At 56.2% G+C, this 23,512-nt stretch carries 22 protein-coding genes; 1 reads left to right on the top strand and 21 read right to left on the bottom strand.

The features are described from left to right. Positions 1-216: 216 nt before the first annotated feature. The 19 genes from cpoB to sdhC all read right to left on the bottom strand — a co-directional run bounded on the left by cpoB (position 217) and on the right by sdhC (position 20,025). A complete protein-coding gene (cpoB, locus tag ABLU95_RS19200; protein WP_086075268.1) occupies positions 217-1,011 on the bottom strand; it encodes a cell division protein CpoB in 795 nt (264 codons plus the stop codon). 9 nt (positions 1,012-1,020) lie between these two features. Beyond that, positions 1,021-1,545, bottom strand: a complete 525-nt coding sequence (gene pal, locus ABLU95_RS19205) for a peptidoglycan-associated lipoprotein Pal (RefSeq protein ID WP_002895068.1) — start codon at positions 1,543-1,545, stop codon at positions 1,021-1,023. 34 nt (positions 1,546-1,579) lie between these two features. Next, positions 1,580-2,872, bottom strand: a complete 1,293-nt coding sequence (gene tolB / locus ABLU95_RS19210) for a Tol-Pal system beta propeller repeat protein TolB (RefSeq protein WP_023288877.1) — start codon at positions 2,870-2,872, stop codon at positions 1,580-1,582. Between the two features lie 131 nt (positions 2,873-3,003). After that, positions 3,004-4,332 (bottom strand): cell envelope integrity protein TolA, encoded by a 1,329-nt coding sequence (tolA, locus tag ABLU95_RS19215; protein WP_086075267.1) that lies wholly within the window; start codon positions 4,330-4,332, stop codon positions 3,004-3,006. Positions 4,333-4,431: 99 nt separating this feature from the next. Beyond that, complete coding sequence (tolR, locus tag ABLU95_RS19220; RefSeq protein WP_002895061.1) at positions 4,432-4,860, bottom strand: colicin uptake protein TolR; 429 nt, start codon at positions 4,858-4,860, stop codon at positions 4,432-4,434. A gap of 3 nt (positions 4,861-4,863) precedes the next feature. After that, on the bottom strand, positions 4,864-5,556 hold the full coding sequence (gene tolQ / locus ABLU95_RS19225) for a Tol-Pal system protein TolQ (protein WP_004152221.1): 693 nt from the start codon (positions 5,554-5,556) through the stop codon (positions 4,864-4,866). Then, the gene (ybgC, locus tag ABLU95_RS19230; RefSeq protein WP_002895056.1) at positions 5,553-5,957 is read right to left on the bottom strand and encodes a tol-pal system-associated acyl-CoA thioesterase; all 405 of its coding nucleotides are present in this window, start codon (positions 5,955-5,957) and stop codon (positions 5,553-5,555) included. Before ybgC ends, tolQ begins: the two co-directional genes overlap by 4 nt. Positions 5,958-6,106: 149 nt before the next feature. Further along, entirely contained in the window at positions 6,107-6,391 is a 285-nt protein-coding gene (gene ybgE / locus ABLU95_RS19235; protein WP_008805691.1) for a cyd operon protein YbgE, read from the bottom strand. Positions 6,392-6,521: 130 nt separating this feature from the next. Beyond that, complete coding sequence (gene cydX, locus ABLU95_RS19240; RefSeq protein WP_004100325.1) at positions 6,522-6,635, bottom strand: cytochrome bd-I oxidase subunit CydX; 114 nt, start codon at positions 6,633-6,635, stop codon at positions 6,522-6,524. 15 nt (positions 6,636-6,650) lie between these two features. Next, positions 6,651-7,790 (bottom strand): cytochrome d ubiquinol oxidase subunit II, encoded by a 1,140-nt coding sequence (gene cydB, locus ABLU95_RS19245; protein WP_004885993.1) that lies wholly within the window; start codon positions 7,788-7,790, stop codon positions 6,651-6,653. Between the two features lie 15 nt (positions 7,791-7,805). Then, complete coding sequence (gene cydA / locus ABLU95_RS19250; protein WP_002895047.1) at positions 7,806-9,374, bottom strand: cytochrome ubiquinol oxidase subunit I; 1,569 nt, start codon at positions 9,372-9,374, stop codon at positions 7,806-7,808. Positions 9,375-10,202: 828 nt separating this feature from the next. Continuing rightward, entirely contained in the window at positions 10,203-11,072 is an 870-nt protein-coding gene (gene sucD / locus ABLU95_RS19255) for a succinate--CoA ligase subunit alpha (protein WP_004885990.1), read from the bottom strand. Further along, positions 11,072-12,238, bottom strand: a complete 1,167-nt coding sequence (gene sucC, locus ABLU95_RS19260) for an ADP-forming succinate--CoA ligase subunit beta (protein WP_002895039.1) — start codon at positions 12,236-12,238, stop codon at positions 11,072-11,074. Before sucC ends, sucD begins: the two co-directional genes overlap by 1 nt. Positions 12,239-12,341: 103 nt before the next feature. Further along, positions 12,342-13,568, bottom strand: coding sequence for a 2-oxoglutarate dehydrogenase complex dihydrolipoyllysine-residue succinyltransferase (gene odhB, locus ABLU95_RS19265; RefSeq protein ID WP_023288876.1), 1,227 nt, complete (start codon positions 13,566-13,568; stop codon positions 12,342-12,344). A gap of 14 nt (positions 13,569-13,582) precedes the next feature. Continuing rightward, positions 13,583-16,390, bottom strand: a complete 2,808-nt coding sequence (sucA, locus tag ABLU95_RS19270; protein WP_023288875.1) for a 2-oxoglutarate dehydrogenase E1 component — start codon at positions 16,388-16,390, stop codon at positions 13,583-13,585. A 391-nt stretch (positions 16,391-16,781) separates the two neighbouring features. Next, positions 16,782-17,498: a succinate dehydrogenase iron-sulfur subunit SdhB gene (gene sdhB, locus ABLU95_RS19275; protein WP_023288874.1), complete on the bottom strand. Its 717-nt coding sequence runs from the start codon at positions 17,496-17,498 to the stop codon at positions 16,782-16,784. Between the two features lie 15 nt (positions 17,499-17,513). Then, positions 17,514-19,280 carry a succinate dehydrogenase flavoprotein subunit gene (gene sdhA / locus ABLU95_RS19280; protein ID WP_004179067.1) on the bottom strand — a complete coding sequence of 589 codons (1,767 nt, stop codon included), beginning with the start codon at positions 19,278-19,280 and terminating at the stop codon, positions 17,514-17,516. After that, a complete protein-coding gene (gene sdhD / locus ABLU95_RS19285; RefSeq protein WP_002894949.1) occupies positions 19,280-19,627 on the bottom strand; it encodes a succinate dehydrogenase membrane anchor subunit in 348 nt (115 codons plus the stop codon). Before sdhD ends, sdhA begins: the two co-directional genes overlap by 1 nt. Beyond that, complete coding sequence (sdhC, locus tag ABLU95_RS19290) at positions 19,621-20,025, bottom strand: succinate dehydrogenase cytochrome b556 subunit (protein WP_004142216.1); 405 nt, start codon at positions 20,023-20,025, stop codon at positions 19,621-19,623. Before sdhC ends, sdhD begins: the two co-directional genes overlap by 7 nt. Before the next feature lie 640 nt (positions 20,026-20,665). On the opposite strand from sdhC, the gene gltA reads away from it, so the two are divergent. After that, positions 20,666-21,949, top strand: a complete 1,284-nt coding sequence (gltA, locus tag ABLU95_RS19295) for a citrate synthase (protein WP_023288873.1) — start codon at positions 20,666-20,668, stop codon at positions 21,947-21,949. Positions 21,950-22,034: 85 nt separating this feature from the next. Here the strand turns inward: gltA and nei are convergent, their stop codons facing one another. Further along, positions 22,035-22,826, bottom strand: coding sequence for an endonuclease VIII (gene nei / locus ABLU95_RS19300; protein WP_023288872.1), 792 nt, complete (start codon positions 22,824-22,826; stop codon positions 22,035-22,037). Positions 22,827-22,841: 15 nt separating this feature from the next. Further along, positions 22,842-23,486, bottom strand: coding sequence for a pyroglutamyl-peptidase I (gene pcp, locus ABLU95_RS19305; protein WP_348880224.1), 645 nt, complete (start codon positions 23,484-23,486; stop codon positions 22,842-22,844). Between the last annotated feature and the right edge of the window lie 26 nt (positions 23,487-23,512).

A 23,512-nucleotide genomic window follows, 5' to 3' on the forward strand; every position in this document is an offset into this window, starting at 1 on the left:
AACCTGCGACCAATTGATTAAAAGTCAACTGCTCTACCAACTGAGCTAACGACCCACTCTGGCGTCGCTTTGGGCTTGTTTGATATCCCTTGGCAACGGCGGCATATATTACTGATTTCAGAATTCAGCGCAACTAAAATTTCGATAAAGATCACTTAACTGCTGGCGATTCAGGCGACAAGACCAGAAATAACGCGATTTCTGGTCATGCCGTAATCAACCAAGAGCATTAAGTCGTTTTTGCGCTTGTTTAGCACCGTCGGTGCCGGGGAATTTGCTGATCACCTGCTGGTAAACCGCTTTCGCTTTCGCGGTATCACCTTTGTCCTGCATGATCACGCCGACCTTAAACATGGCGTCCGGCGCTTTTGGCGATTTCGGGTAGTTCTTCACCACCGAGGCGAAGTAAAACGCCGCATCGTCTTTTTTCCCCTTATTGTAGTTCAACTGTCCGAGCCAATAGTTGGCGTTCGGCTGATAAGTTGAATCCGGGTACTTTTTAACGAAGTTCTGAAACGCCGCCATGGCGTCATCCTGGCGTGAAGCATCCTTCACCAGGGCAATAGCCGCATTGTAATCGGTGTTCGCATCGCCGGTCATCGCCGGCGCGCCTGACGAGGCCGCTGGCGCTGCGCTGGCGGTAGCCGCGCTCTGATCGCCGGAAGACGACGACTGGGCGCCCGCCGCCGCTGCGCCACCTCCGCTCGTCAGCCCGTCAATCTGCAGCAGAATCTGCTTCTGACGCTCAACGATCTGATTCAGCTGATACTGGTTCTCCTGGATCTGACCACGGAGAGAATCAATGTCAGTCTGGTTATCAGAGAGTTGTTGCTGGAGTTGGGTTAAAAGCTGGCTGTGAGCATTGGAAATACGCTCGAGTTGAGTGACACGGTCTTCGACCGAGCCTGAGCCGACACTACTGATTGGCGCCTGAGCAAAAGCGGCCCAAGGGGCCGCTATGCCAACCAGTAACGACAGACTCAATAAATGATGTCTGAAGTTACTGCTCATGCAATTCTCTTAGTAAACCAGTACGGCGCGACGGTTTTTGGCATATGCCGCTTCGTCATGACCCAGTACTGCTGGTTTTTCTTTACCGTAAGAAACGATGGAGATCTGATCGGCAGAAACACCTTTGCCCTGCAGATACATCTTAACGGCGTTAGCACGACGCTCACCCAGCGCGATGTTGTATTCCGGGGTACCGCGCTCATCCGCGTGACCTTCTACAGTCACTTTGTAGGACGGGTTGCTGCGCAGGAAGTTAGCGTGCGCGTCCAGCATTGCAGCGAAGTCAGAACGGATATCGTACTTGTCCAGATCGAAGTAAACGATGTTGTTCTGCTGCAGCTGCTGCATCTGCAGACGAGCTTGCTCTTCAGAAGACATGTTGCCGCCGTTGCCGTTAGCGTCCATACCAGTGCCGGCACCCAGCATGCCTTCACCGCTCTGGTCGTTGCTGGCGTTCTTGTTAGAAGAACATGCCGCGATTGCCATAACCGGCAGAGCGATCATCAGCCCTTTCAGCACTTTGTTCAGTTGCATTTCTTTGATTCCTTTAATAATCAATTATTTATTATCACAGATACGGCGACCAGGCAGGCGATTTTACCTGTCCATCAGTTGCCGGAAGACGCGCTTTGAAACGCCCATCTGTAGAAACCAGATTCAGCACGGATCCCATCCCCTGAGAAGAGCTGTAGATTACCATAGTGCCGTTAGGTGCCAGACTTGGCGTTTCGTCTAAAAACGTTGATGACAGAACCTGTACACCACCCGCTTCCAGATCTTGTTTGGCAATGTGCTGCTGGCCGCCGGCCGAGCTGACCATTACCATCGTTTTACCATCCGCGCTCACGTCAGCGTCCTGGTTCTGCGAACCTTCCCAGGTGATACGCTGCGGCGTGCCGCCATTAATATTGACTTTATACACCTGCGGACGACCGGCCTGGTCAGAGGTAAAGGCCAGGTTCTGGCTGTCCGGGAACCAGCTTGGTTCGGTGTTGTTGCTGCGACCGTTGGTCACCTGACGAATCTGACCCGAGCCCAGATCCATCACGTACAGGTTCAGGCTACCGGTTTTCGACAGCGCGAAGGCCAGTTTAGAACCATCCGGCGAGAACGCCGGCGCGCCGTTGTGCTGCGGGAAGGAGGCAATCTGACGCACAGCGCCGTTCGCCAGGGTCTGCACCACCAGCGCAGAGCGACCGCTCTCGAAGGTGACGTAAGCCAGTTTTGAACCGTCCGGTGACCAGGCCGGGGACATCAGCGGCTGGGAGGAGCGGTGAACCACAAACTGGTTGTAGCCATCATAATCGGAAACGCGCAGCTCATACGGGAACTGACCGCCATTGGTCTGCACCACGTAGGCGATACGAGTCCGGAAGGCGCCTTTAATACCGGTCAGCTTTTCAAATACCGCGTCGCTGGCAGTGTGCGCGGCATAGCGCAGGTACTGTTTAGTGACTTTGAAAGAGCCTTGCGCCAGCGTTGTGCCCGGCGCACCGCCGGTATCCACCAGCTGATACGCTACCTGATAAGAACCATCCGGGTTTGACGTCACCTGGCCGACAACCACGGCGTCAATACCCAGCGCAGACCAGGCAGCAGGCTGCACTTCCTGGGCACTGGTCGGCTGCTGCGGCAGACGCGAGCGATCCAGCGGGTTGAATTTACCGCTGTTGCGCAGGTCAGCCGCCACGATACCGCCAACATCTTCCGGCGCAGCGCCCTGGCCGGCCCACTGGAACGGTACCACGCCGATGGGGCGCGCCGAGTCCACCCCCTGGGTGATCTCGATACGTACTTCTGCGTGCAGCACCGCCGCCCACAGCATTAAAAAACCAAATGCTACTCGTAATGCCTGCTTCATCATATCTCCCTTATCCGGGCGAAAAGCCCACGATAATTTAGCAGAATGTTAACAAACTCAAATACACAAAACTACCAAAACCCATGACCGCCCTATTTTCTTTCCCCCCGCTGACGCGGGGGGAAAAGCGCTTAAGGTTTGAAGTCCAGTGGCGCATTTTTGAACGTTTCATAAACAGCCTGCGACGGCGGTTTAGGGAATTTGCTCATCCGACTGGTGGCCGCCAGCATTTGCTGGCAGAACGCCGGATCGCCGCCTTCCGATTTCACACTCAACAACGTTCCATCCTGAGCCAGGTTTACGCGCAACGTACATACTTTACCCTTGTACGTATCCCAGTCATAGAGATGTCCTTTAATCGCGGCCTGCACCTGCGAAATATAGCTGGCAATCTCCGCCTGAGACGCACCGCCCTGCCCCGGTTTACTTCCTTTAGCAGGTGAAGAGCCCCCTGTGCTACCGCTGGTGCTACCTTTCGGCGCATTCTTACCTGAACTCAGATCGCCGAGCAGGTCGTCAACGCCGTCCGCTTCTTTCGCGGCAGCCGCTTTCTTCGCTGCCGCGGCTTTTGCTGCTGCCGCTTTGGCCGCTTTATCGGCCGCCGCCTTCTCAGCAGCAGCCGCTTTGGCTGCCGCGGCTTTTTCAGCTGCGGCGGCTTTCTCGGCGGCGGCCTTCTCCGCGGCCGCTTTTTGCGCGGCGGCTTTTTCGGCGGCTTTTTCTGCTGCCGCTTTTTCAGCCGCTGCCTGCTTAGCCGCTTCCTGCTGGGCCTTCTTCTCCGCTTCCTGTTGCGCTTTCTTCGCCGCTGCCGCTTCCGCTTTCTTCTGCGCCTCTGCCGCGGCTTTCGCCGCTTCGGCTTCCGCCTGTTTCTTCGCATCGGCAGCCGCTTTCGCGGCGGCAGCTTCGGCCTGTTTCTTCGCGTCAGCAGCCGCTTTCGCTGCCGCCAGTTCAGCCGCTTTCGCCTGGGCATCCGCCTTCGCTTTCGCCTCGGCGGCCGCTTTGGCCGCCGCTTCCTGCGCTTCTTTGGCCTGCGCATCCGCTTTAGCTTTCGCCGCCGCGGCAGCCTTGGCAGCGGCTTCCTCAGCCTGCTTCTGTTGTTCCTTCGCTTCTTTCGCCGCTTCCTGCGCCTGCAGCCGCTCCTGTTCGAGCTGTTTCAGCCGTTCCTGTTCCGCCGCCTGCTTCTCACGTAACTCTTCCGCCTGCTGCTGCGCCTGTTTTTCACGCTGTTCAGCGGCGCGACGTGCGCTGGCCTGCTGCTGTTGCTGACGGTTATAATTGTTTACCACCGCCCCCGGATCGACCATGACGGCATCAATCGACGATCCCCCGCCGCCGCCGGCAGAGGCATCCAGATGCTCGTCAAACGAACTCCATATCAGCAGCGCGATCAGTATGATGTGCAGCGCGACTGAAATGATGATCGCTCGTTTAAGCTTGTCGTTTTGTTCGGTTGCCTTTGACACTATCGGTTCCCAAAAACTGTTCGCCTGTACCCGCGATGCGCACCGACGGCGAGCGATACTCGCCGCCGAACGCCGTGCGGACGCACCTACCTGAAGCGATTAAATAGGTTTGGTCATCAAGCCGACCGATTTAACCCCTGCGCTATGCAACAGGTTCAGCGCTTTAATAATTTCATCGTAAGGGACGTCTTTCGCACCGCCGATCAGGAATACCGTTTTCTCATTGGCTTCAAGACGACGCTTCGCTTCGGCAATCACCTGCTCCGGCGGCAGCTGGGACAGCGTCTCCTGCCCCACTTTCACGCTGTACTGCCCTACCCCGGAGACTTCCACAATCACCGGCGGATCGTCATTGCTTTTCACCGCTTGCGATTCCGTGGCGTCCGGCAGATCGACTTCCACGCTCTGCGTAATGATCGGCGCCGTTGCCATAAAGATCAGCAACAGCACCAGCAGGACATCCAGCAGCGGAACGATGTTGATCTCGGACTTCAGTTCGCGACGTCCGCGTCCACGTGCTCTGGCCATGGCTTACCCCTTATTGCTTTCGCTGGTGGTAAAGGCCTGACGGTGCAGAATAGCGGTGAACTCTTCCATAAAGTTGTCGTAATTCAGTTCAAGCTTGTTCACCCGCTGGTTCAGGCGGTTGTACGCCATCACCGCCGGGATAGCGGCGAACAGACCGATCGCGGTGGCGATCAGCGCTTCGGCGATACCCGGCGCCACCATCTGCAGGGTGGCCTGCTTCACCGCGCCAAGGGCGATAAAGGCGTGCATGATCCCCCAGACGGTGCCGAACAGACCGATATACGGGCTGATGGAGCCTACGGTGCCGAGGAACGGAATATGGGTCTCCAGCGTTTCCAGCTCGCGGTTCATCGAAATACGCATCGCGCGCGATGCCCCTTCGACGATCGCCTCCGGCGCATGGCTGTTGGCCCGATGCAAGCGCGCAAACTCTTTGAAGCCGCTGTAGAAGATCTGCTCCGAACCGGTCAGATTATCGCGACGCCCCTGGCTCTCCTGATACAAACGGGACAGTTCAATCCCGGACCAGAATTTGTCCTCGAACGCTTCAGCTTCGCGCGCGGCCGAGTTAAGGATACGCGTTCTCTGAATAATGATAGCCCAGGAAGCGATAGAAAAACCAATCAAAATCAACATGATAAGTTTAACCAGAAGGCTCGCCTTCAGGAACAAATCAAGGATATTCATGTCAGTCACTGCTTAAACTCCGCGACAATAGACTTGGGAAGCGCACGTGGCTTCATTAAGAGTGGATCAACGCACACAATGAGAACCTCAGCTTCGTTTAACACTGTATTCTCGGCGTTGACGATTCGCTGCGTGAAAACCAAAGAGGTGCCGCGCATCGAGGTAATTTCCGTCTGAACTTCGAGCATGTCGTCGAGTCTGGCGGGGGCAAAATACTCCAGCGTCATTTTGCGAACCACGAAGGCAACGCGTTCAGCCAACAGAACCTGTTGACTAAAGTGATGGTGGCGCAGCATCTCTGTGCGTGCTCTTTCATAAAAAGCGACGTAACTGGCGTGGTAAACCACACCACCGGCGTCGGTATCTTCGTAGTAGACCCGAACCGGCCATCGAAACAGCGTTGTATTCACTTTACATCCCGGTAATGCAAAAAAAGGTTAGAGCTTTCAAACTTCGCTACTATACGCGCGGGAAAGGTGGTTTGGAATGGGGGAAAGTAAACGGGGCGTAAATTTTTATGGGCTTATGCAAGCCCATAGCATTAACAGAGATCTCTTATTCAAAAGAAGAAAAAGAAGAGACCTAAAGCGAGCACGATATCAGCGATAAGCGGACAAAAAATCCCCTGCCAGTGAACGGCACGCGGGCGGAAGCCCACGCCGTGAATTACGCCGCTGCAAACCGCCCACATCAGCAAGAAACCGTGCCAGATTTCCAGCTCGCTGGTCTTCGCGGCAAAGCGCGACGGATCCCAGAAAATGCAGCCTGCCAGCAGCAGCGCCATCAACAAGGAAAGCGCCCTTAACGGGCGCTTGTCCATTATCGCATACATATACTTTATCATTCACGTCGCCTCTTTGTTGGCTACGTCTGCTTACCCCAGTCACTTACTGGTGTAAGCTCCTGGGGATTCACAGACTTGCCGCCTCGATGCAACCCGAATGATTTCGTATATCGCATCACGATAATACTCATCAGTGTTCTTCTTTACCTGCTTTGGTGGCTTCCACGTGCTCAAGCGCCAGCGCGGTAATCACCCCAAAGGCACAGGCAAGAAGCGTTCCCAAAATCCATGCGAAGTACCACATATATAGCTCCTTACCTTAGTACAGCGAGTGGGTGTTCTTTTCGATGTCTTCACGGGTGATGCGGCCAAACATCTTCCAGTAACACCAGCTGGTGTAGCCCAGAATGATCGGCACGAAGACAATCGCCACGTAGGTCATCAGGTTCAGCGTCCGCTGGCTGGAGGTCGCGTCCCACATCGTCAGGCTGGCGTTCAGCATGGTGCTGGACGGCATGATGAACGGGAACATCGCGATACCGGCAGTCAGAATGATGCAGGCCAGGGTCAGCGAGGAGAACAGGAATGCCCAGGCGCCTTTATCCGCTTTGGTCGAAACGACGGTCAGCAGCGGCAGCACCACGCCCAGGGCAGGGATCGCCCACAGCGCTGGCATATTGTTAAAGTTCACCATCCACGCGCCCGCTTCACGCACCACTTCTTTGGTCAGCGGGTTAGACGGGCCGGTATGGTCAATTACCGATTTCACCACATAGCCGTCGATGCCGTAGTAGACCCACACGCCCGCCAGCGCGAAGCAGACCAGCGTCACCAGCGCCGCCACCGTGGAGACGGTGCGGGTGCGCAGATGCAGTTCGCCTACGGTACGCATCTGCAGGTAGGTCGCGCCCTGGGTGAGGATCATCGCCACGCTGACAATACCGGCCAGCAGACCAAACGGGTTCAGCAGCTGGAAGAAGTTACCGGTATAGAACAGACGCAGGTATTCGTCGACATGGAACGGCACGCCCTGCAGCAGGTTGCCGAAGGCCACGCCAATCACCAGAGGCGGCACGAAGCTGCCGATGAAGATGCCCCAGTCCCACATGTTGCGCCAGCGGGTGTCCTCGATCTTGGAACGGTAGTCGAAACCGACCGGACGGAAGAACAACGAGGCCAGCACCAGAATCATCGCCACATAGAAACCGGAGAACGCCGCGGCGTAGACCATCGGCCAGGCAGCGAACAGCGCGCCGCCGGCGGTGATCAGCCACACCTGGTTACCGTCCCAGTGCGGGGCGATGGCGTTGATCATAATCCGACGCTCGGTGTCGTTACGGCCGAGGAAGCGGGTGAGCATGCCCACCCCCATGTCGAACCCGTCGGCGACGGCGAAGCCAATCAGCAGGATGCCAATCAGCAGCCACCAGATAAAACGCAATACTTCATAATCGATCATTTGACGACTCCTGTCTTAGCGTGCCGACTGAATAGCCGCAGAGGACTGTTCAAAGTGATAGCGGCCGGTTTTCAGGCTGCTAGGTCCTTTGCGGGCAAACTTGAACATCAGGAACAGTTCAGCCACCAGGAACAGCGTGTACAGACCGCAGATCAGCAACATAGAGAAGATCAGATCGCCCGCGGTCAGCGACGAGTTGGCCACCGCCGTCGGCAGGACTTCACCAATCGCCCACGGCTGACGGCCGTATTCGGCAACAAACCAGCCCGACTCCACGGCAATCCACGGCAGCGGCAGGCCATAGAACGCGGCGCGCAGCAGCCATTTTTTCTCGCCGATACGGTTACGAATCACGCTCCAGAAGGAGGCGCCGATAATCAACAGCATCAGGATGCCGCACGCCACCATGATACGGAAGGCGAAGTACAGCGGTGCGACGCTTGGAATAGAGTCTTTGGTGGCTTTGGCGATCTGCTCTTCCGTGGCGTCAGCGACGTTCGGGGTATAGCGTTTCAGCAGCAGACCATAGCCGAGATCTTTCTTCACGTTATTGAACTGGTCGCGAACGGCCTGGTCGGTGGAACCGGCGCGCAGTTGCTCCAGCAGCGCGTAGGCTTTCATGCCGTTACGGATACGCTCTTCGTGCTGAACCATCAGATCCTTCAGACCGATAACCGGCTTATCCACCGAGCGGGTGGCAATGATGCCCAGCGCGTAGGGGATCTGGATGGCGAAGTGGTTGGTTTGCGCATTCTGATCGGGAATACCAAACAGGGTAAAGGCCGCCGGCGCAGGCTGGGTTTCCCACTCTGCTTCGATAGCCGCCAGTTTGGTTTTCTGCACGTCACCCATTTCGTAACCGGATTCGTCACCCAGCACAATAACGGACAGGATCGCCGCCATACCGAAGCTGGCTGCGATGGCGAAGGAGCGCTTAGCAAAGGCAAAGTCACGGCCTTTCAGCATGTACCAGGAGCTGATAGCCAGGATAAACATCGCACCGGTGACATAACCAGACGCCACAGTGTGAACGAATTTCACCTGAGCAACCGGGTTGAGCACCAGCTCGGAGAAGCTGACCATCTCCATACGCATGGTTTCAAAGTTGAAGTCCGATGCGATAGGGTTCTGCATCCAGCCGTTAGCGACGAGGATCCACAGCGCGGAGAGGTTGGAGCCCAGAGCGACCAGCCAGGTGACGGCCATGTGCTGAACTTTACCCAGACGATCCCAACCGAAGAAGAACAGACCTACAAAGGTGGATTCGAGGAAGAAGGCCATCAGACCTTCAATGGCCAGCGGCGCACCGAAGATATCGCCCACGTAGTGTGAGTAATACGACCAGTTAGTCCCGAACTGGAACTCCATGGTCAGACCGGTCGCCACACCCAGCGCGAAGTTGATACCAAACAACTTGCCCCAGAATTTGGTCATATCTTTATAAATCTGTTTGCCGGAAAGGACGTAGACCGTTTCCATGATGGCCAGCAGGAACGCCATACCGAGCGTCAGTGGCACAAACAGGAAGTGGTACATCGCGGTCAAGGCAAACTGTAAGCGCGACAGTTCGACTATATCTAACATCATGACTCCTTGCTCATCGCATGAAGACTCCGAAAATGAACCGAGAAGCTCTGGCTCATACGCATGCCCCAATACAAATTTTTATTTGTCGCCCGCCCGGAGCGGGTTTCAACCGAAAGTGAAACCACGCCAGGACAAGGTTACAAATACGTTAACGAAAAACCCAATTGATTCCCCAATATATTACGCCGCAATAACCTTACAATAAATATGTTTTTATTGTTCCAGTTTTACATTTTTCGACGGTGATCAATATATAGCGAAGATGGCCGGTTTAGGCCAATTTGACTTGAGACAATTTAACGTTTTTTGAAGGATTTTTCCAAGCATTAAGTATTGATATAAATCAATTTTTACTCTACGTGTTAATTATGTAGCTCAATAAAGAATATTGGTAAACCCAATGTTAATGCTGTGTTTAAAGTATGCCTTGATTGGTTACTAAAAAGGGAAAGATGAGAATCATAGGTAATATTATTTAACGCCACAGGAAAAAAATAAAAAAAAGAGCCGATCCGATTAATGCTAGACCGCTCACAGTATTTTTTCCTGCTTTCTTCTCCCCTCCCCCACTCTTTTTTTTACTGTCTGTTTCGTTACCCTGCGGTACGACCAGGGCAAATTTTCATTTCCGACAACCGCGCGTCGATAATATTTATGAAATAATTCATAAAATCAATATGATAGATAAGGTTTTTGCCAAACGCAGAGTTTACTGACGCAGCGGCGTACGGAAGAAGCGGACAACGGCCAAAAAAAAGGCCACCTGACGGTGGCCAACCATGTCGAAATCGGACAGATTTCTGCTTGCGGATAAGCAGAGAGGGTTTACTTGATGATAGCTTTCAGCGCTTCGCCGATATCGGCCAGGCTGCGAACGGTTTTCACACCGGCTGCTTCCAGGGCTGCGAATTTCTCATCGGCAGTACCTTTACCGCCAGCGATGATGGCGCCAGCATGGCCCATACGCTTGCCCTTCGGCGCGGTCACGCCGGCGATGTAACCGACAACCGGCTTGGTCACGTGCTCTTTGATGTAGGCAGCCGCTTCTTCTTCCGCGCTACCGCCGATCTCACCGATCATCACAATCGCTTCGGTCTGCGGGTCTTCCTGGAACAGCTTCAGGATATCGATGAAGTTAGAGCCCGGGATCGGGTCGCCGCCGATACCGACGCAGGTAGACTGACCGAAGCCATAGTCGGTGGTCTGCTTAACTGCTTCATAGGTCAGGGTACCGGAACGGGAAACGATGCCCACTTTACCCGGCTTGTGAATGTGACCCGGCATGATGCCGATTTTGCATTCGCCCGGCGTGATCACGCCTGGGCAGTTCGGGCCGATCATACGCACGCCCGCTTCGTCCAGTTTCACTTTCACGGTCAGCATATCCAGCGTCGGGATACCTTCGGTGATGGTGATAATCAGCTTAATGCCCGCGTCAATCGCTTCCAGAATGGAATCTTTGCAGAACGGCGCCGGAACGTAGATCACGGTCGCGGTGGCGCCGGTCGCTTCAACGGCTTCGCGCACGGTGTTGAACACCGGCAGGCCCAGGTGAGTGGTGCCGCCTTTGCCTGGCGTCACGCCGCCAACCATTTGCGTACCGTAAGCGATCGCTTGTTCAGAGTGGAAGGTCCCCTGGCTACCGGTGAAGCCCTGGCAGATAACCTTGGTATCTTTATTAATTAAAACTGACATTATTTCCCCTCCACTGCGGCAACAACCTGCTGTGCTGCGTCCGTCAGACTTTTCGCTGCAATAATATTCAGGCCGCTGTCAGCCAGTTTTTTCGCGCCCAGTTCGGCGTTGTTACCTTCCAGACGAACCACGACCGGAACGTTAACCCCAACTTCCGCTACCGCACCGATGATGCCGTCAGCGATCAGGTCGCAACGTACGATACCGCCGAAGATGTTCACCAGCACCGCTTTCACATTGTCATCAGAGAGGATGATTTTGAACGCTTCGGTGACGCGCTCTTTGGTCGCACCGCCGCCCACGTCGAGGAAGTTAGCCGGTTCGCCGCCGTGCAGTTTAACGATGTCCATGGTACCCATCGCCAGGCCTGCGCCGTTAACCATGCAGCCGATGTTGCCGTCCAGCGCGACGTAGTTCAGTTCCCACTGCGCCGCCTGCGCTTCACGCGGATCTTCCTGCGACTGGTCGCGCATTTCGCGCAGATCCGGCTGGCGGAACAGCGCGTTGCCGTCAGCGCCCAGTTTGCCGTCGAGGCAGATCAGGTCGCCCTGCTTAGTGATAACCAGCGGGTTGATTTCGATCAGCGCCAGGTCGCGCTCCAGGAAAATGGTCGCCAGACCCATGAAGATCTTGGTGAACTGCTGAACCTGTTTACCTTCCAGACCCAGTTTGAACGCCAGTTCACGACCTTGATAAGGCATCGGGCCCGCCAGCGGATCGATGGCGATCTTGTGGATCAGGTGCGGGGTCTCTTCCGCCACTTTTTCGATTTCCACGCCGCCTTCGGTAGAGGCCATGAACACTACGCGACGGGAGCTACGGTCCACGACCGCGCCCAGGTACAGCTCTTTGTCAATATCGGTCGCCGCTTCAACCAGGATCTGGTTAACCGGCTGGCCGTTCGCATCTGTTTGATAGGTCACCAGACGTTTGCCCAGCCAGTGCTCGGCAAATGCGCGGATCTCTTCTTTGCTCTTCACCACTTTCACACCGCCCGCTTTGCCGCGGCCACCAGCGTGAACCTGACATTTCACTACCCACGGACCCGCGCCGATTTTTGAAGCGGCTTCTTCTGCTTCACGCGGAGTAGTACAGGCATAACCCACCGGCGCCGGTAAGCCATAGCGGGCAAAAAGTTGTTTTGCCTGATATTCATGTAAGTTCATGTGTTCAGTCCATCCTTCAGGGTGTAATTATCTTTAAACCTGTAGGCCTGATAACGGCGTTAACGCGCGTTATCCGGCCTACGGTAGGTAATACGCTTGCTGACTACACGTCCAGCAGCAGACGGGTCGGATCTTCCAGCAGCTCTTTAATCGCCACCAGGAAGCCTACCGATTCACGTCCGTCGATCAGACGGTGGTCGTAGGAGAGCGCCAGGTACATCATCGGCAGGATCTCTACCTTGCCATTCACCGCCATCGGACGGTCTTTAATGGCATGCATACCCAGGATGGCGCTCTGCGGTGGGTTGATGATCGGCGTGGACATCAGGGAACCGAACACGCCGCCGTTGGTAATGGTGAAGTTACCGCCGGTCAGGTCGTCTACGGTCAGCTTGCCGTCACGGCCTTTCACCGCCAACTCTTTAATATTCTTTTCGATATCCGCCATGCCCAGCAGGTCAACGTCACGCAGAACCGGGGTGACCAGGCCGCGTGGAGTGGATACGGCCATGCTGACGTCGAAGTAGTTGTGGTACACCACGTCGTCGCCATCGATAGAGGCGTTCACTTCCGGATAGCGTTTCAGCGCTTCCACGACCGCTTTCACGTAGAAGGACATAAAGCCCAGACGGATGCCGTGACGTTTTTCGAACGCGTCGCCGTACTGCTTACGCAGATCCATGATTGGCTTCATGTTGACTTCGTTGAACGTGGTCAGCATGGCGGTGGAGTTTTTCGCTTCCAGCAGACGCTCGGCCACACGTTTACGCAGGCGGGTCATCGGGACGCGTTTTTCAGAGCGGTGGCCGAGCTGCGGCGCCGGCGCGGCTGCCGGGGCAGCGGCTGGCGCTTTGGCTTCTGCCGCCGCCGGGGCTTTCGCCAGATGTTTCTCTACATCTTCGCGGGTCAGGCGGCCGCCGACGCCGGTGCCTTTGATGGCCGCCGCGTCGAGGTTGTGTTCAGCCAGCAGACGACGGATCGCCGGGCTCAGCGCATCGTTGTTCTGCTCTTCCAGAGAGGCCTGCTGACGCTGCGCCGGCGTGGACGCTTTCGCATCGGCTTTTTCGCTGCTTTCTTTACCTGCGCTGTTACCTTCGCGCAGGCGGCCAAGGATCTGGCGAGACAGGACGGTAGCGCCCTCGTCTTCCAGCACTGCATCCAGAATGCCGTCCGCTGATGCCGGTACTTCCAGTACCACTTTGTCAGTTTCGATTTCGACCAGGACTTCGTCACGGACGACCGCGTCGCCCGGTTTTTTGTGCCAGGTGGCGACGGTTGCGTCAGCTACGGACTCAGGCAGGTCGGGAACCAGAATATCTACGCTACTCATTGTGTATCCTTTAATTAATCGACGTTCAGCGCGTCATTGACCAGATCTTGTTGCTGTTTCTGGTGAACGGACATATACCCTACCGCCGGAGAGGCGGAGGCCGGGCGGCCTGCATAACGCAGAGAGGCCCCAAACGGAATCACTTCACGGAAGTGATGCTGGCTGCAGTACCATGCGCCCTGGTTGAGCGGCTCTTCCTGGCACCAGACAAAATCATGTACGTGCGCATACGCTTTCAGCGCATCCTGCACCGCCTGATGCGGGAACGGATAGAGCTGCTCGATACGAACGATAGCGACATCTTTTTGCTCGTTTTTACGGCGCTGTTCCAGCAGGTCGTAGTAAACCTTACCAGAGCACAGCACCACGCGCTTCACAGCCTGCGGATCAAGTTGATCGATTTCACCGATGGCCGGCAGGAAAGTGCCGTTCGCCAGCTCATCCATGCTGGAGACCGCCAGCGGATGACGCAGCAGCGACTTCGGCGACATCACCACCAGCGGACGACGCATACCGCGCAGCGCCTGACGACGCAGCATGTGGTACACCTGCGCCGGCGTGGACGGCACGCATACCTGCATATTCTGCTCAGCGCACAGCTGCAGATAACGCTCCAGACGGGCGGAGGAGTGCTCCGGGCCCTGGCCTTCGTAGCCGTGCGGCAGGAGCATCACCAGGCCGCACATCCGGCCCCACTTCTGCTCACCGGAGGAGATGAACTGGTCGATCACCACCTGCGCGCCGTTGGCGAAGTCGCCAAACTGCGCTTCCCAGATGGTCAGGGTGCGCGGCTCTGCAGTGGCGTAACCATATTCAAACGCCAGCACCGCTTCTTCAGACAGCACGGAGTCCCAAACGCGGAACTGGCCCTGACCGTTATGGACATGCTGCAGCGGGGTGTAGGTTGAACCATTGGTCTGGTTATGGATCACCGCATGACGGTGGAAGAAGGTGCCGCGACCGGAGTCTTCCCCGGACAGACGCACCGGAATACCTTCGTCAACCAGCGTGGCGTAGGCCAGGTTTTCAGCGCCGCCCCAATCGAACAGCTTCTCACCTGCCGCCATCGCCTGGCGGTCGGCGTAAATTTTCGCCACGCGGGACTGCATTTCGATACCTTCCGGCACCGTGCTGATGCGTTTGGCCAGCTCCTGCAGACGCTTCGGCTCCACTTTATCCGGATAGCTCTCGTCCCACTCATGGTTGAGGTACGGCGACCAGGTAAAGGAGTGCATGTTCATCGGACGCCATTCCTTCACCACGCATTCGCCGGCATCCAGCGCATCGCGGTAGAGGTTAACCTGCTCGGTAGCATCTTCCAGGGTCGCGACCTTGTCCTGCTCCAGCTTGTCAGCATAGATTTTGCGCGGGGTCGGGTGCTTTTTGATCTTCTGATACATCAGCGGCTGGGTTGCGCTCGGCTCATCGGCTTCGTTATGGCCGTGACGGCGGTAGCACACCAGGTCGATGAAGACATCGCGTTTGAAGGTATTGCGGAAATCCAGCGCCAGACGGGTGACGAAAGCGACCGCTTCCGGATCGTCGGCGTTGACGTGGAAAATCGGCGCCTGCACCATTTTACCGATGTCGGTGCAGTACGGGGTCGAACGCGCATCCAGCGGGTTAGAGGTCGTGAAGCCCACCTGGTTGTTGATAACGATGCGCACGGTCCCGCCCACTTCGTAACCGCGGGCTTTGGACATGTTCAGGGTTTCCTGAACCACGCCCTGGCCGGTCACCGCGGCGTCGCCATGGATAGTGATCGGCAGAACCTTGTTGCTGCTCGGCTCGTCCAGACGATCCAGACGGGCGCGTACGGAACCGATCACCACCGGGCTGACGATCTCGAGGTGCGACGGGTTAAACGCCAGCGCCAGGTGCACCAGACCGCCTTCGGTTTCTATATCGGAAGAGAAGCCCATGTGGTACTTCACATCGCCGGTACCGAGGTGTTCTTTATGTTTGCCGGCAAACTCGTCGAACAGGTCCTGCGGTTTTTTACCCAGCACGTTGACCAGCACGTTGAGACGGCCACGGTGCGCCATGCCCAGCACCACTTCACGGGTGCCGCTCTTACCCGCATGGCGGATCATCTCTTTGAGCATGGGGATCAGGGCGTCGCCACCCTCCAGCGAGAAGCGCTTCGCCCCCGGGAATTTGGCGCCGAGGTAGCGCTCCAGCCCTTCCGCGGCAGTCAGTTCGCCGAGGAAACGTTTTTTCTCTTCCGCGGTAAAGCTCGCTTTGCCGGCTACCGATTCAATGCGCTGCTGGATCCAGCGTTTTTCTTCGGTAGAGGTGATATGCATATATTCCGCGCCGATGGAGCCGCAGTAGGTTTGCTTAAGGGCGGCAATCAGCTCGCCCAGCTTCATCGTGTCTTTACCGATGGCAAATGAACCTACGTTATAGCTTTCCTGGAAATCGGCCTCGGTCAGATCGTGGTAGGCCGGATCGAGATCCGCCACTCTCTCTTGCTTCCACAGCCCCAGCGGATCGAGATTCGCATGCTGGTGGCCACGGAAACGGTATGCGTTGATAAGCTGCAGGACTTTAACCTGCTTCACATTGGTGTCTGGGTCGGAAATCGAAGAAGTGTAACGTGAGGCATCCTTCGCCAGTCGACGGAAATAATCACGCGTTTTGGAATGAAATTGATCCGGTTTAACTCCGGTGCCAGGTAACTGCTGGAACATTGAACGCCAGTTGGCGTCAACAGAGTCAGGATCGGTTAAGAAGTCTTCATAGAGCTGTTCTATCCAGCTCTGGTTCGAACCAGAGAGATAAGAAGAGTCCAGCCAGGCTTTCATTGCGCCGTTCTGCATCGTGATCCCTTAAGCATTCATATGCTTATTTCGCCGTAGAAACTACCACGCACACCGAGTGCACGTGCCGGGGTTCACTTGTTGCGGACGAGTTGTGGTTTCTATCCGCTAAGGAACCTTTAAAAACTGCCATTAATCTTCGGCGTTCAGGCTGCGGTTGCGTTAGCTGCCTTCACTTACCCCGGTCACGTAGTTCACTATGCTCCCTGGGATGCGTTCAGTTGCCGCCTTACCTCGCTCTGAACGCCTTGATTACTGGTACATATTTGGCGGTTTTTAAAGATTTCCTGCTATATCTATTGCCTGATGGCGCTTCGCTTATCAGGCCTACAAAATATGCTCCTGTAGGCCGGATAAGACGTTTACGTCGCCATCCGGCAACTAAAACAACTTACGCACTGCGCTGCAGCAGCATCGACTTAATATGGCCGATGGCGCGCGTCGGGTTCAGCCCCTTAGGACACACACTGACGCAGTTCATAATGCTGTGACAGCGGAATACGCTGAAAGCATCGCTCAGGCCGTCCAGACGCTCGCTGGTTTCGGTATCGCGACTGTCGATCAGGAAGCGATACGCGGCCAGCAGGCCTGCCGGGCCGATGAACTTGTCCGGGTTCCACCAGAACGACGGGCACGAGGTCGAACAACATGCGCACAGAATACACTCGTACAGGCCATCGAGCTTCTCACGCTGCTCAGGCATCTGCAGATGCTCGCGAGCCGGAGGATTTTGCCCATTATTCAACAAGTAAGGCTTAATCTTCTCATATTGTGCATAGAATTGCCCCATGTCCACCACCAAATCACGGATAACCGGTAATCCTGGCAGCGGGCGGATAACAATCTTCTTGCCCGGCTGATTCAGCGCGGAGATCGGCGTGATGCACGCCAGACCGTTTTTCCCGTTCATGTTCAGGCCATCGGAACCGCAGACCCCTTCACGGCAGGAGCGGCGGAACGATAGCGACGGATCTTTTTCTTTCAGCTGGATCAGCGCATCCAGCAGCATCATGTCACGACCTTCTTCCGCGTCGAGGGTGTAATCCTGCATGTGCGGAGCGTCGTCAACATCCGGGTTATAGCGATAAATTGAAAACTCGAGTTTCATTTTCCTGTCTCCGCATTAATAAGTACGAATCTTCGGCGGGAATGCCGGACGCAGTTTCGGTTCCATGTTGACGCTACGACGCGTCATGGATTCCGACTCTGGCAGATACAGGGAATGGCACAGCCAGTTTTCATCATCACGATCCGGGAAGTCGAAGCGGCTGTGGGCGCCACGGCTCTCGGTACGGAAGTTAGCGGATACGGCGGTCGCGTACGCGGTTTCCATCAGGTTATCCAGCTCCAGGCACTCAACGCGCTGGGTGTTGAACTCGCTGGAGGTATCGTCGAGACGGGCGTTTTTCAGGCGCTCGCGGATCACTTTCAGCTGTTCCAGACCTTTGTGCATCGCATCACCTTCGCGGAACACCGAGAAGTTATGCTGCATACATTCCTGCAGCGCTTTGCGGATCGCCACCGGATCTTCACCGGAACGGGTGTTGTTCCAGCGGTTGAGGCGGTCCAGCGAGCCTTCGATATCGGATTCGCTGGCGTCGCGCAGCGTGCCCTGCTCGGCGATAGACTCCTGCAGATGCAGGCCCGCCGCGCGGCCGAAGACCACCAGGTCGAGCAGCGAGTTGCCGCCCAAACGGTTGGCACCGTGGACCGATACGCAGGCGATTTCGCCCACCGCGAACAGACCCGGGATCACCACGTCTTCGCCCTTCTCATTGACGGTCAGCGCCTGGCCGGTCACTTTGGTCGGAATACCGCCCATCATGTAGTGGCAGGTTGGGATAACCGGGATCGGCTCTTTCACCGGATCGACGTGAGCAAAGGTGCGGGACAGCTCAAGGATACCTGGCAGACGAGATTCCAGAACCTCCTTACCCAGGTGATCCAGTTTCAGTTTCGCGTGCGGGCCCCACGGACCGTCGCAGCCGCGGCCTTCGCGGATCTCGATCATGATGGAACGCGCCACCACGTCACGACCCGCCAGGTCTTTCGCGTTCGGCGCATAACGCTCCATAAAGCGCTCGCCGTGTTTATTCAGCAGATAACCGCCTTCGCCGCGGCAACCTTCGGTGACCAGAACCCCGGCCCCGGCGATACCGGTCGGGTGGAACTGCCACATTTCCATATCCTGCACCGGCACGCCGGCGCGGATGGCCATCCCGACGCCGTCACCGGTGTTGATGTGGGCGTTGGTGGTGGACTGATAGATACGGCCTGCGCCGCCGGTCGCCAGCACGGTGGCGCGGGCTTTAAAGTAGACCACTTCGCCGGTCTCGATGCACAGGGCGGTACAACCCACCACCGCGCCGTCCTGGTTTTTCACCAGATCGAGGGCATACCATTCGGAGAAGATAGTGGTGTGGTTTTTGAGGTTCTGCTGGTACAGGGTGTGCAGCAGGGCGTGGCCGGTACGGTCAGCCGCCGCCGCGGTACGCGCCGCCTGCTCGCCGCCGAAGTTCTTCGACTGGCCGCCGAACGGGCGCTGATAAATACGGCCGTCGTCAAGACGGGAGAACGGCAGGCCCATGTGCTCCAGCTCGAGAATCGCTTCCGGGCCGGTCTTACACATATATTCGATGGCGTCCTGGTCGCCGATATAGTCCGACCCTTTTACGGTGTCGTACATATGCCATTCCCAGTTATCTTCATGGGAGTTACCGAGCGCGACGGTGATACCACCCTGCGCGGATACGGTGTGCGATCGGGTCGGGAAAACTTTGGAGAGCAGCGCACAGGTCTGTCCGCTCTGGGAAATTTGCAGCGCCGCGCGCATACCTGCGCCGCCGGCACCGATGACAACAGCATCAAACTCTCTGACTGGCAATTTCATTACACACCCCACACCACAACAAATCCATAAAGAACGTAAGCCACCAGCGCCACAACGATAGCCAGTTGCAGAACCAGGCGCAGAGCCAGTGGTTTAACGTAGTCCGTTAACACCTGCCACATCCCGATCCAGGCATGGATAAGAATGGAAACGAGAGCCAGCAGAGTGAAGACTTTAGTGAAGCCGGAGGCAAAGAATCCGGTCCACACTTCCCATGAGATTTCACCGGTGGTAGCGAAGAAGCCAACCATGTAGATGATGTAGAGGGTCAGAACGATGGCGGTAGCACGGACCAGAATAAAGTCATGTACGCCGTTGCGTCCCAGTGCTGAGGCGTTGCTTACCATACGAGGACTCCTGCGAGAAGTGAAAGCACGACAGTAATAACAAAAGAAATCTTGGCGGAACGTTTCCCTGCTTCGAGGGTTTCGTCCAGGTAGCCAAAGTCCATCATCAGATGGCGGATACCAACAACGACGTGATAGGCCAGCGCGGTGAGAATGCCCCACATGATGAACTTCACAAAGAAGCTATCCATGATCGAGGCCGCCGTCAGAAAACCTTCAGGGGAGGAGAGGCTGGTGCCCAGCAGCCAAAGCAGAATTCCGACCGCCACGAAGGTGATGACACCGGAAACGCGATGGAGAATGGACGCTATCGCCGTGATTGGGAACCGTATCGTTTGTAGATCCAGATTGACAGGTCTTTGTTTTTTCACATTTCTTACCATGAATAACGCCCACATGCTGTTCTTATTGTTTCCTTCCTCCGGTCTGCTTGCGGGTCAGACAGCGTCCTTTCTATAACCAGAAGTCATGTTAAAACGTCTTTTCAGGCATTAAAACATCACTAAACAACGCTGGGTGGCTCGGGATTGCAGGGTGTTCCGGAGACCTGGCCGCAGTATAGGCCGTTCACAAAATCATTACAATTAACCTACATATAGTTTGTTGGGTTTTCTCCGGAACAGTGATCAAGGTCACGATAACAACATTTTTTTAATTTTTAATCACCTGATTTGACAAATATTAAACATTCTTGTTACAACCATTACCAGTTAAATGCAATAATGCTCAAAAGTTATGAGGTCATGCTTTCACCTGAGAATAAGTTATGTAACAGTGTGTCAGTATTGACCGATGTAATCAGGACAGTTATTAGTGGTATACAGGTTTTAATATTCGGACTGCTAAAACGCTGATTTGCTGTTGTTTCACCGCAGCCCTGAAGAACGTGCCATCAAGCGCCGTTGCTCTGTACCCTGCCCTTTTCGCTGACGCAGAGCTGTGTGCAACATAACAAACTGGTAACGTATACGGGCGCGGGCCGAAAGCAAATCCACCACCCGGCAGTCTTAAGCAATAAAGGCGCTAAGGAGACCATAAATGTCTGATGCTAAAGCAAAAATCACCCTGGGTGGTGACACTGCTATTGAACTGGATGTGCTAAAAGGCACGCTCGGTCAGGATGTTATTGATATTCGTAGTCTTGGTTCAAAAGGCGTATTTACCTTTGACCCAGGTTTCACATCTACCGCTTCCTGTGAATCTAAAATTACGTTTATCGATGGTGACGAGGGGATCCTGCTGCACCGCGGCTTCCCGATCGACCAGTTAGCGACCGAATCAAACTATCTTGAAGTTTGTTACATTCTGCTAAACGGTGAAAAACCGACCCAGGCCGAATATGACGAATTCAAAACCACCGTCACCCGCCACACCATGATCCATGAGCAGATTACTCGTCTGTTCCATGCGTTCCGCCGCGATTCTCACCCGATGGCCGTTATGTGCGGGATCACCGGCGCCCTGGCGGCGTTCTATCACGACTCCCTCGACGTGAATAACCCGCGTCACCGTGAAATTGCCGCCTATCGCCTGCTGTCCAAAATGCCAACCATGGCAGCCATGTGTTACAAGTATTCTATCGGCCAGCCGTTTGTTTATCCGCGCAATGACCTCTCCTACGCCGGCAACTTCCTGCGCATGATGTTCGCCACGCCGTGCGAAGAGTACGAAGTCAATCCGGTGCTGGAGCGCGCAATGGACCGTATTCTGATCCTGCACGCCGATCACGAACAGAACGCCTCGACCTCGACGGTACGTACCGCGGGCTCTTCCGGCGCTAACCCGTTCGCCTGTATCGCAGCCGGCATCGCCTCCCTGTGGGGACCGGCGCACGGCGGCGCCAACGAAGCGGCGCTGAAAATGCTGGAAGAGATCAGCTCCGTTGAGCACATTCCGGAATTTGTTCGTCGTGCGAAAGACAAGAATGACTCTTTCCGCCTGATGGGCTTCGGCCATCGTGTTTACAAAAACTACGACCCGCGCGCCACCGTGATGCGTGAAACCTGCCATGAAGTGCTGAAAGAGCTGGGCACCAAAGACGACCTGCTGCAGGTGGCCATGGAGCTGGAGCATATCGCGCTGAACGACCCGTACTTCATCGAGAAGAAACTCTACCCGAACGTCGACTTCTACTCCGGTATCATCCTGAAAGCGATGGGTATTCCGTCCTCCATGTTTACCGTTATCTTTGCCATGGCGCGTACCGTGGGCTGGATTGCGCACTGGAACGAAATGCACAGCGATGGCATGAAAATCGCCCGTCCGCGTCAGCTCTATACCGGCTACGAAAAACGCGATTTCCAGTCCGACATCAAGCGTTAATCTCGCTGTCCGGATGCTAAAAACGCGCCTGATGGCGCGTTTTTTTATGCCTGACGATGAGGTCTGGCGCTGCCTGGCCGCCGGCTTAATGCTGGCAGTGCGGGCACCAGTAAAACGGCCGCGAGGAGAGCATCGTCTTCTCAATCACGCCCCCGCAGCGCTCGCACTGTTCGCCATCGCGATGGAACACCTTAAAGCGGAACAGCGCGCCGTGGTGCTTGTTGTCATCGGGCTGGCCGCGGGTGCGATAGGAAAGCCGCGGGATATCAAGCAGCGCGTGCGCCAGCGCATCCAGTTGTATTGCATTCAGCTCCGAGGCCTTATGCTGCCCGGTCAGCCCCACCTGCCAGAGGATTTCCACCCGCAGATAGTTTCCCAGCCCGGCAAGAAAAGCCTGATCCAACAGCAGGCCGGAAAACTGACGATGGCGGAATTTGGCCGACAGCAGCCGCGCTTTCACCTGCTCCGCGGTTAACGTCATATCCAGTACGTCCGGACCGATGCGCAGCAAGAATGGATGGTTGGCTACCTGCTCCGCTGTGAGCATCTCAATGTCCGACGCGCTGTAGAGCAAAATCGCCTTGCTGGCGGTCTGGAGCCTGACGCGCAGCACCCGGTTAGAGGCGGGCTGTTCGCCAGCGTCAACCACGCGCCAGACGCCGTACAGCTGATTATGGCTGTACAGGGTCAGGCCGCCGGAGAAGCGGGTCAGCAGGGCTTTGCCCCGGGTGTCGATATGGGTAACCCGCTGACCAATCAGCGGGGTTTGGTAGGGTTGCAACCGGGGAAAGGCGAACCAGACGTCGGTTAAGGGTTCGTCTTTGATTGCCGCCTCCAGTGTATCCGCCGCGCGGCGGATCTCCGGACCTTCCGGCATACTGTCATCCTTTTGTCAGTGGGTGGCGCCGCCGCCCAGTTTACTGTCCATCGTCTGGCGCAGGGCCACGGCAATGGCCGTCTCCAGCGCCTCCCGCACGGTGGCGATCGCCATACTCGGCTCGCCGGGATGGGCCGCCGCCTGCGCCGGTAGCCATGGAATATGGATAAAACCGCCTCTCACCGCAGCCTGACCCTGCAGCCTGTGCAACAGGCCGTACATGACATGGTTGCAGACGAAGGTACCGGCGGTTTGCGACACCGAGGCCGGGATCCCGCGATCGCGCAGCGCGCTGACGATCGCTTTGATCGGCAAGGTGCTGAACCACGCCGCTGGCCCGCCGTCGACGATCGGCGTGTCGATGGGTTGCTGGCCTTTGTTATCGGGGATACGCGCATCATCGACGTTGATCGCCACACGTTCGACGCTGATATCGACCCGACCGCCGGCCTGCCCCACCGCGATAACCAGCTTCGGCTGCAGGTCATCTATCGCCGCGTCGAGCGCCGACAGCGCCTCGCCAAACACGCAGGGAAGCTGCCGGGCGGTCACCGGCTGGCCAGCAATCATAGTGCCGTCAAGCTGCTGCACCACTTCCCAGGAAGGGTTCACCGTCTCGCCGTCAAAGGGTTCGAAACCGGTTAGTAATACTCCCGCCACCATCCTCTCCTTCGCGGTCATGCCGA

The organism is Klebsiella sp. GG_Kp146, from assembly GCF_040061975.1.
GTDB lineage: Bacteria > Pseudomonadota > Gammaproteobacteria > Enterobacterales > Enterobacteriaceae > Klebsiella > Klebsiella quasipneumoniae.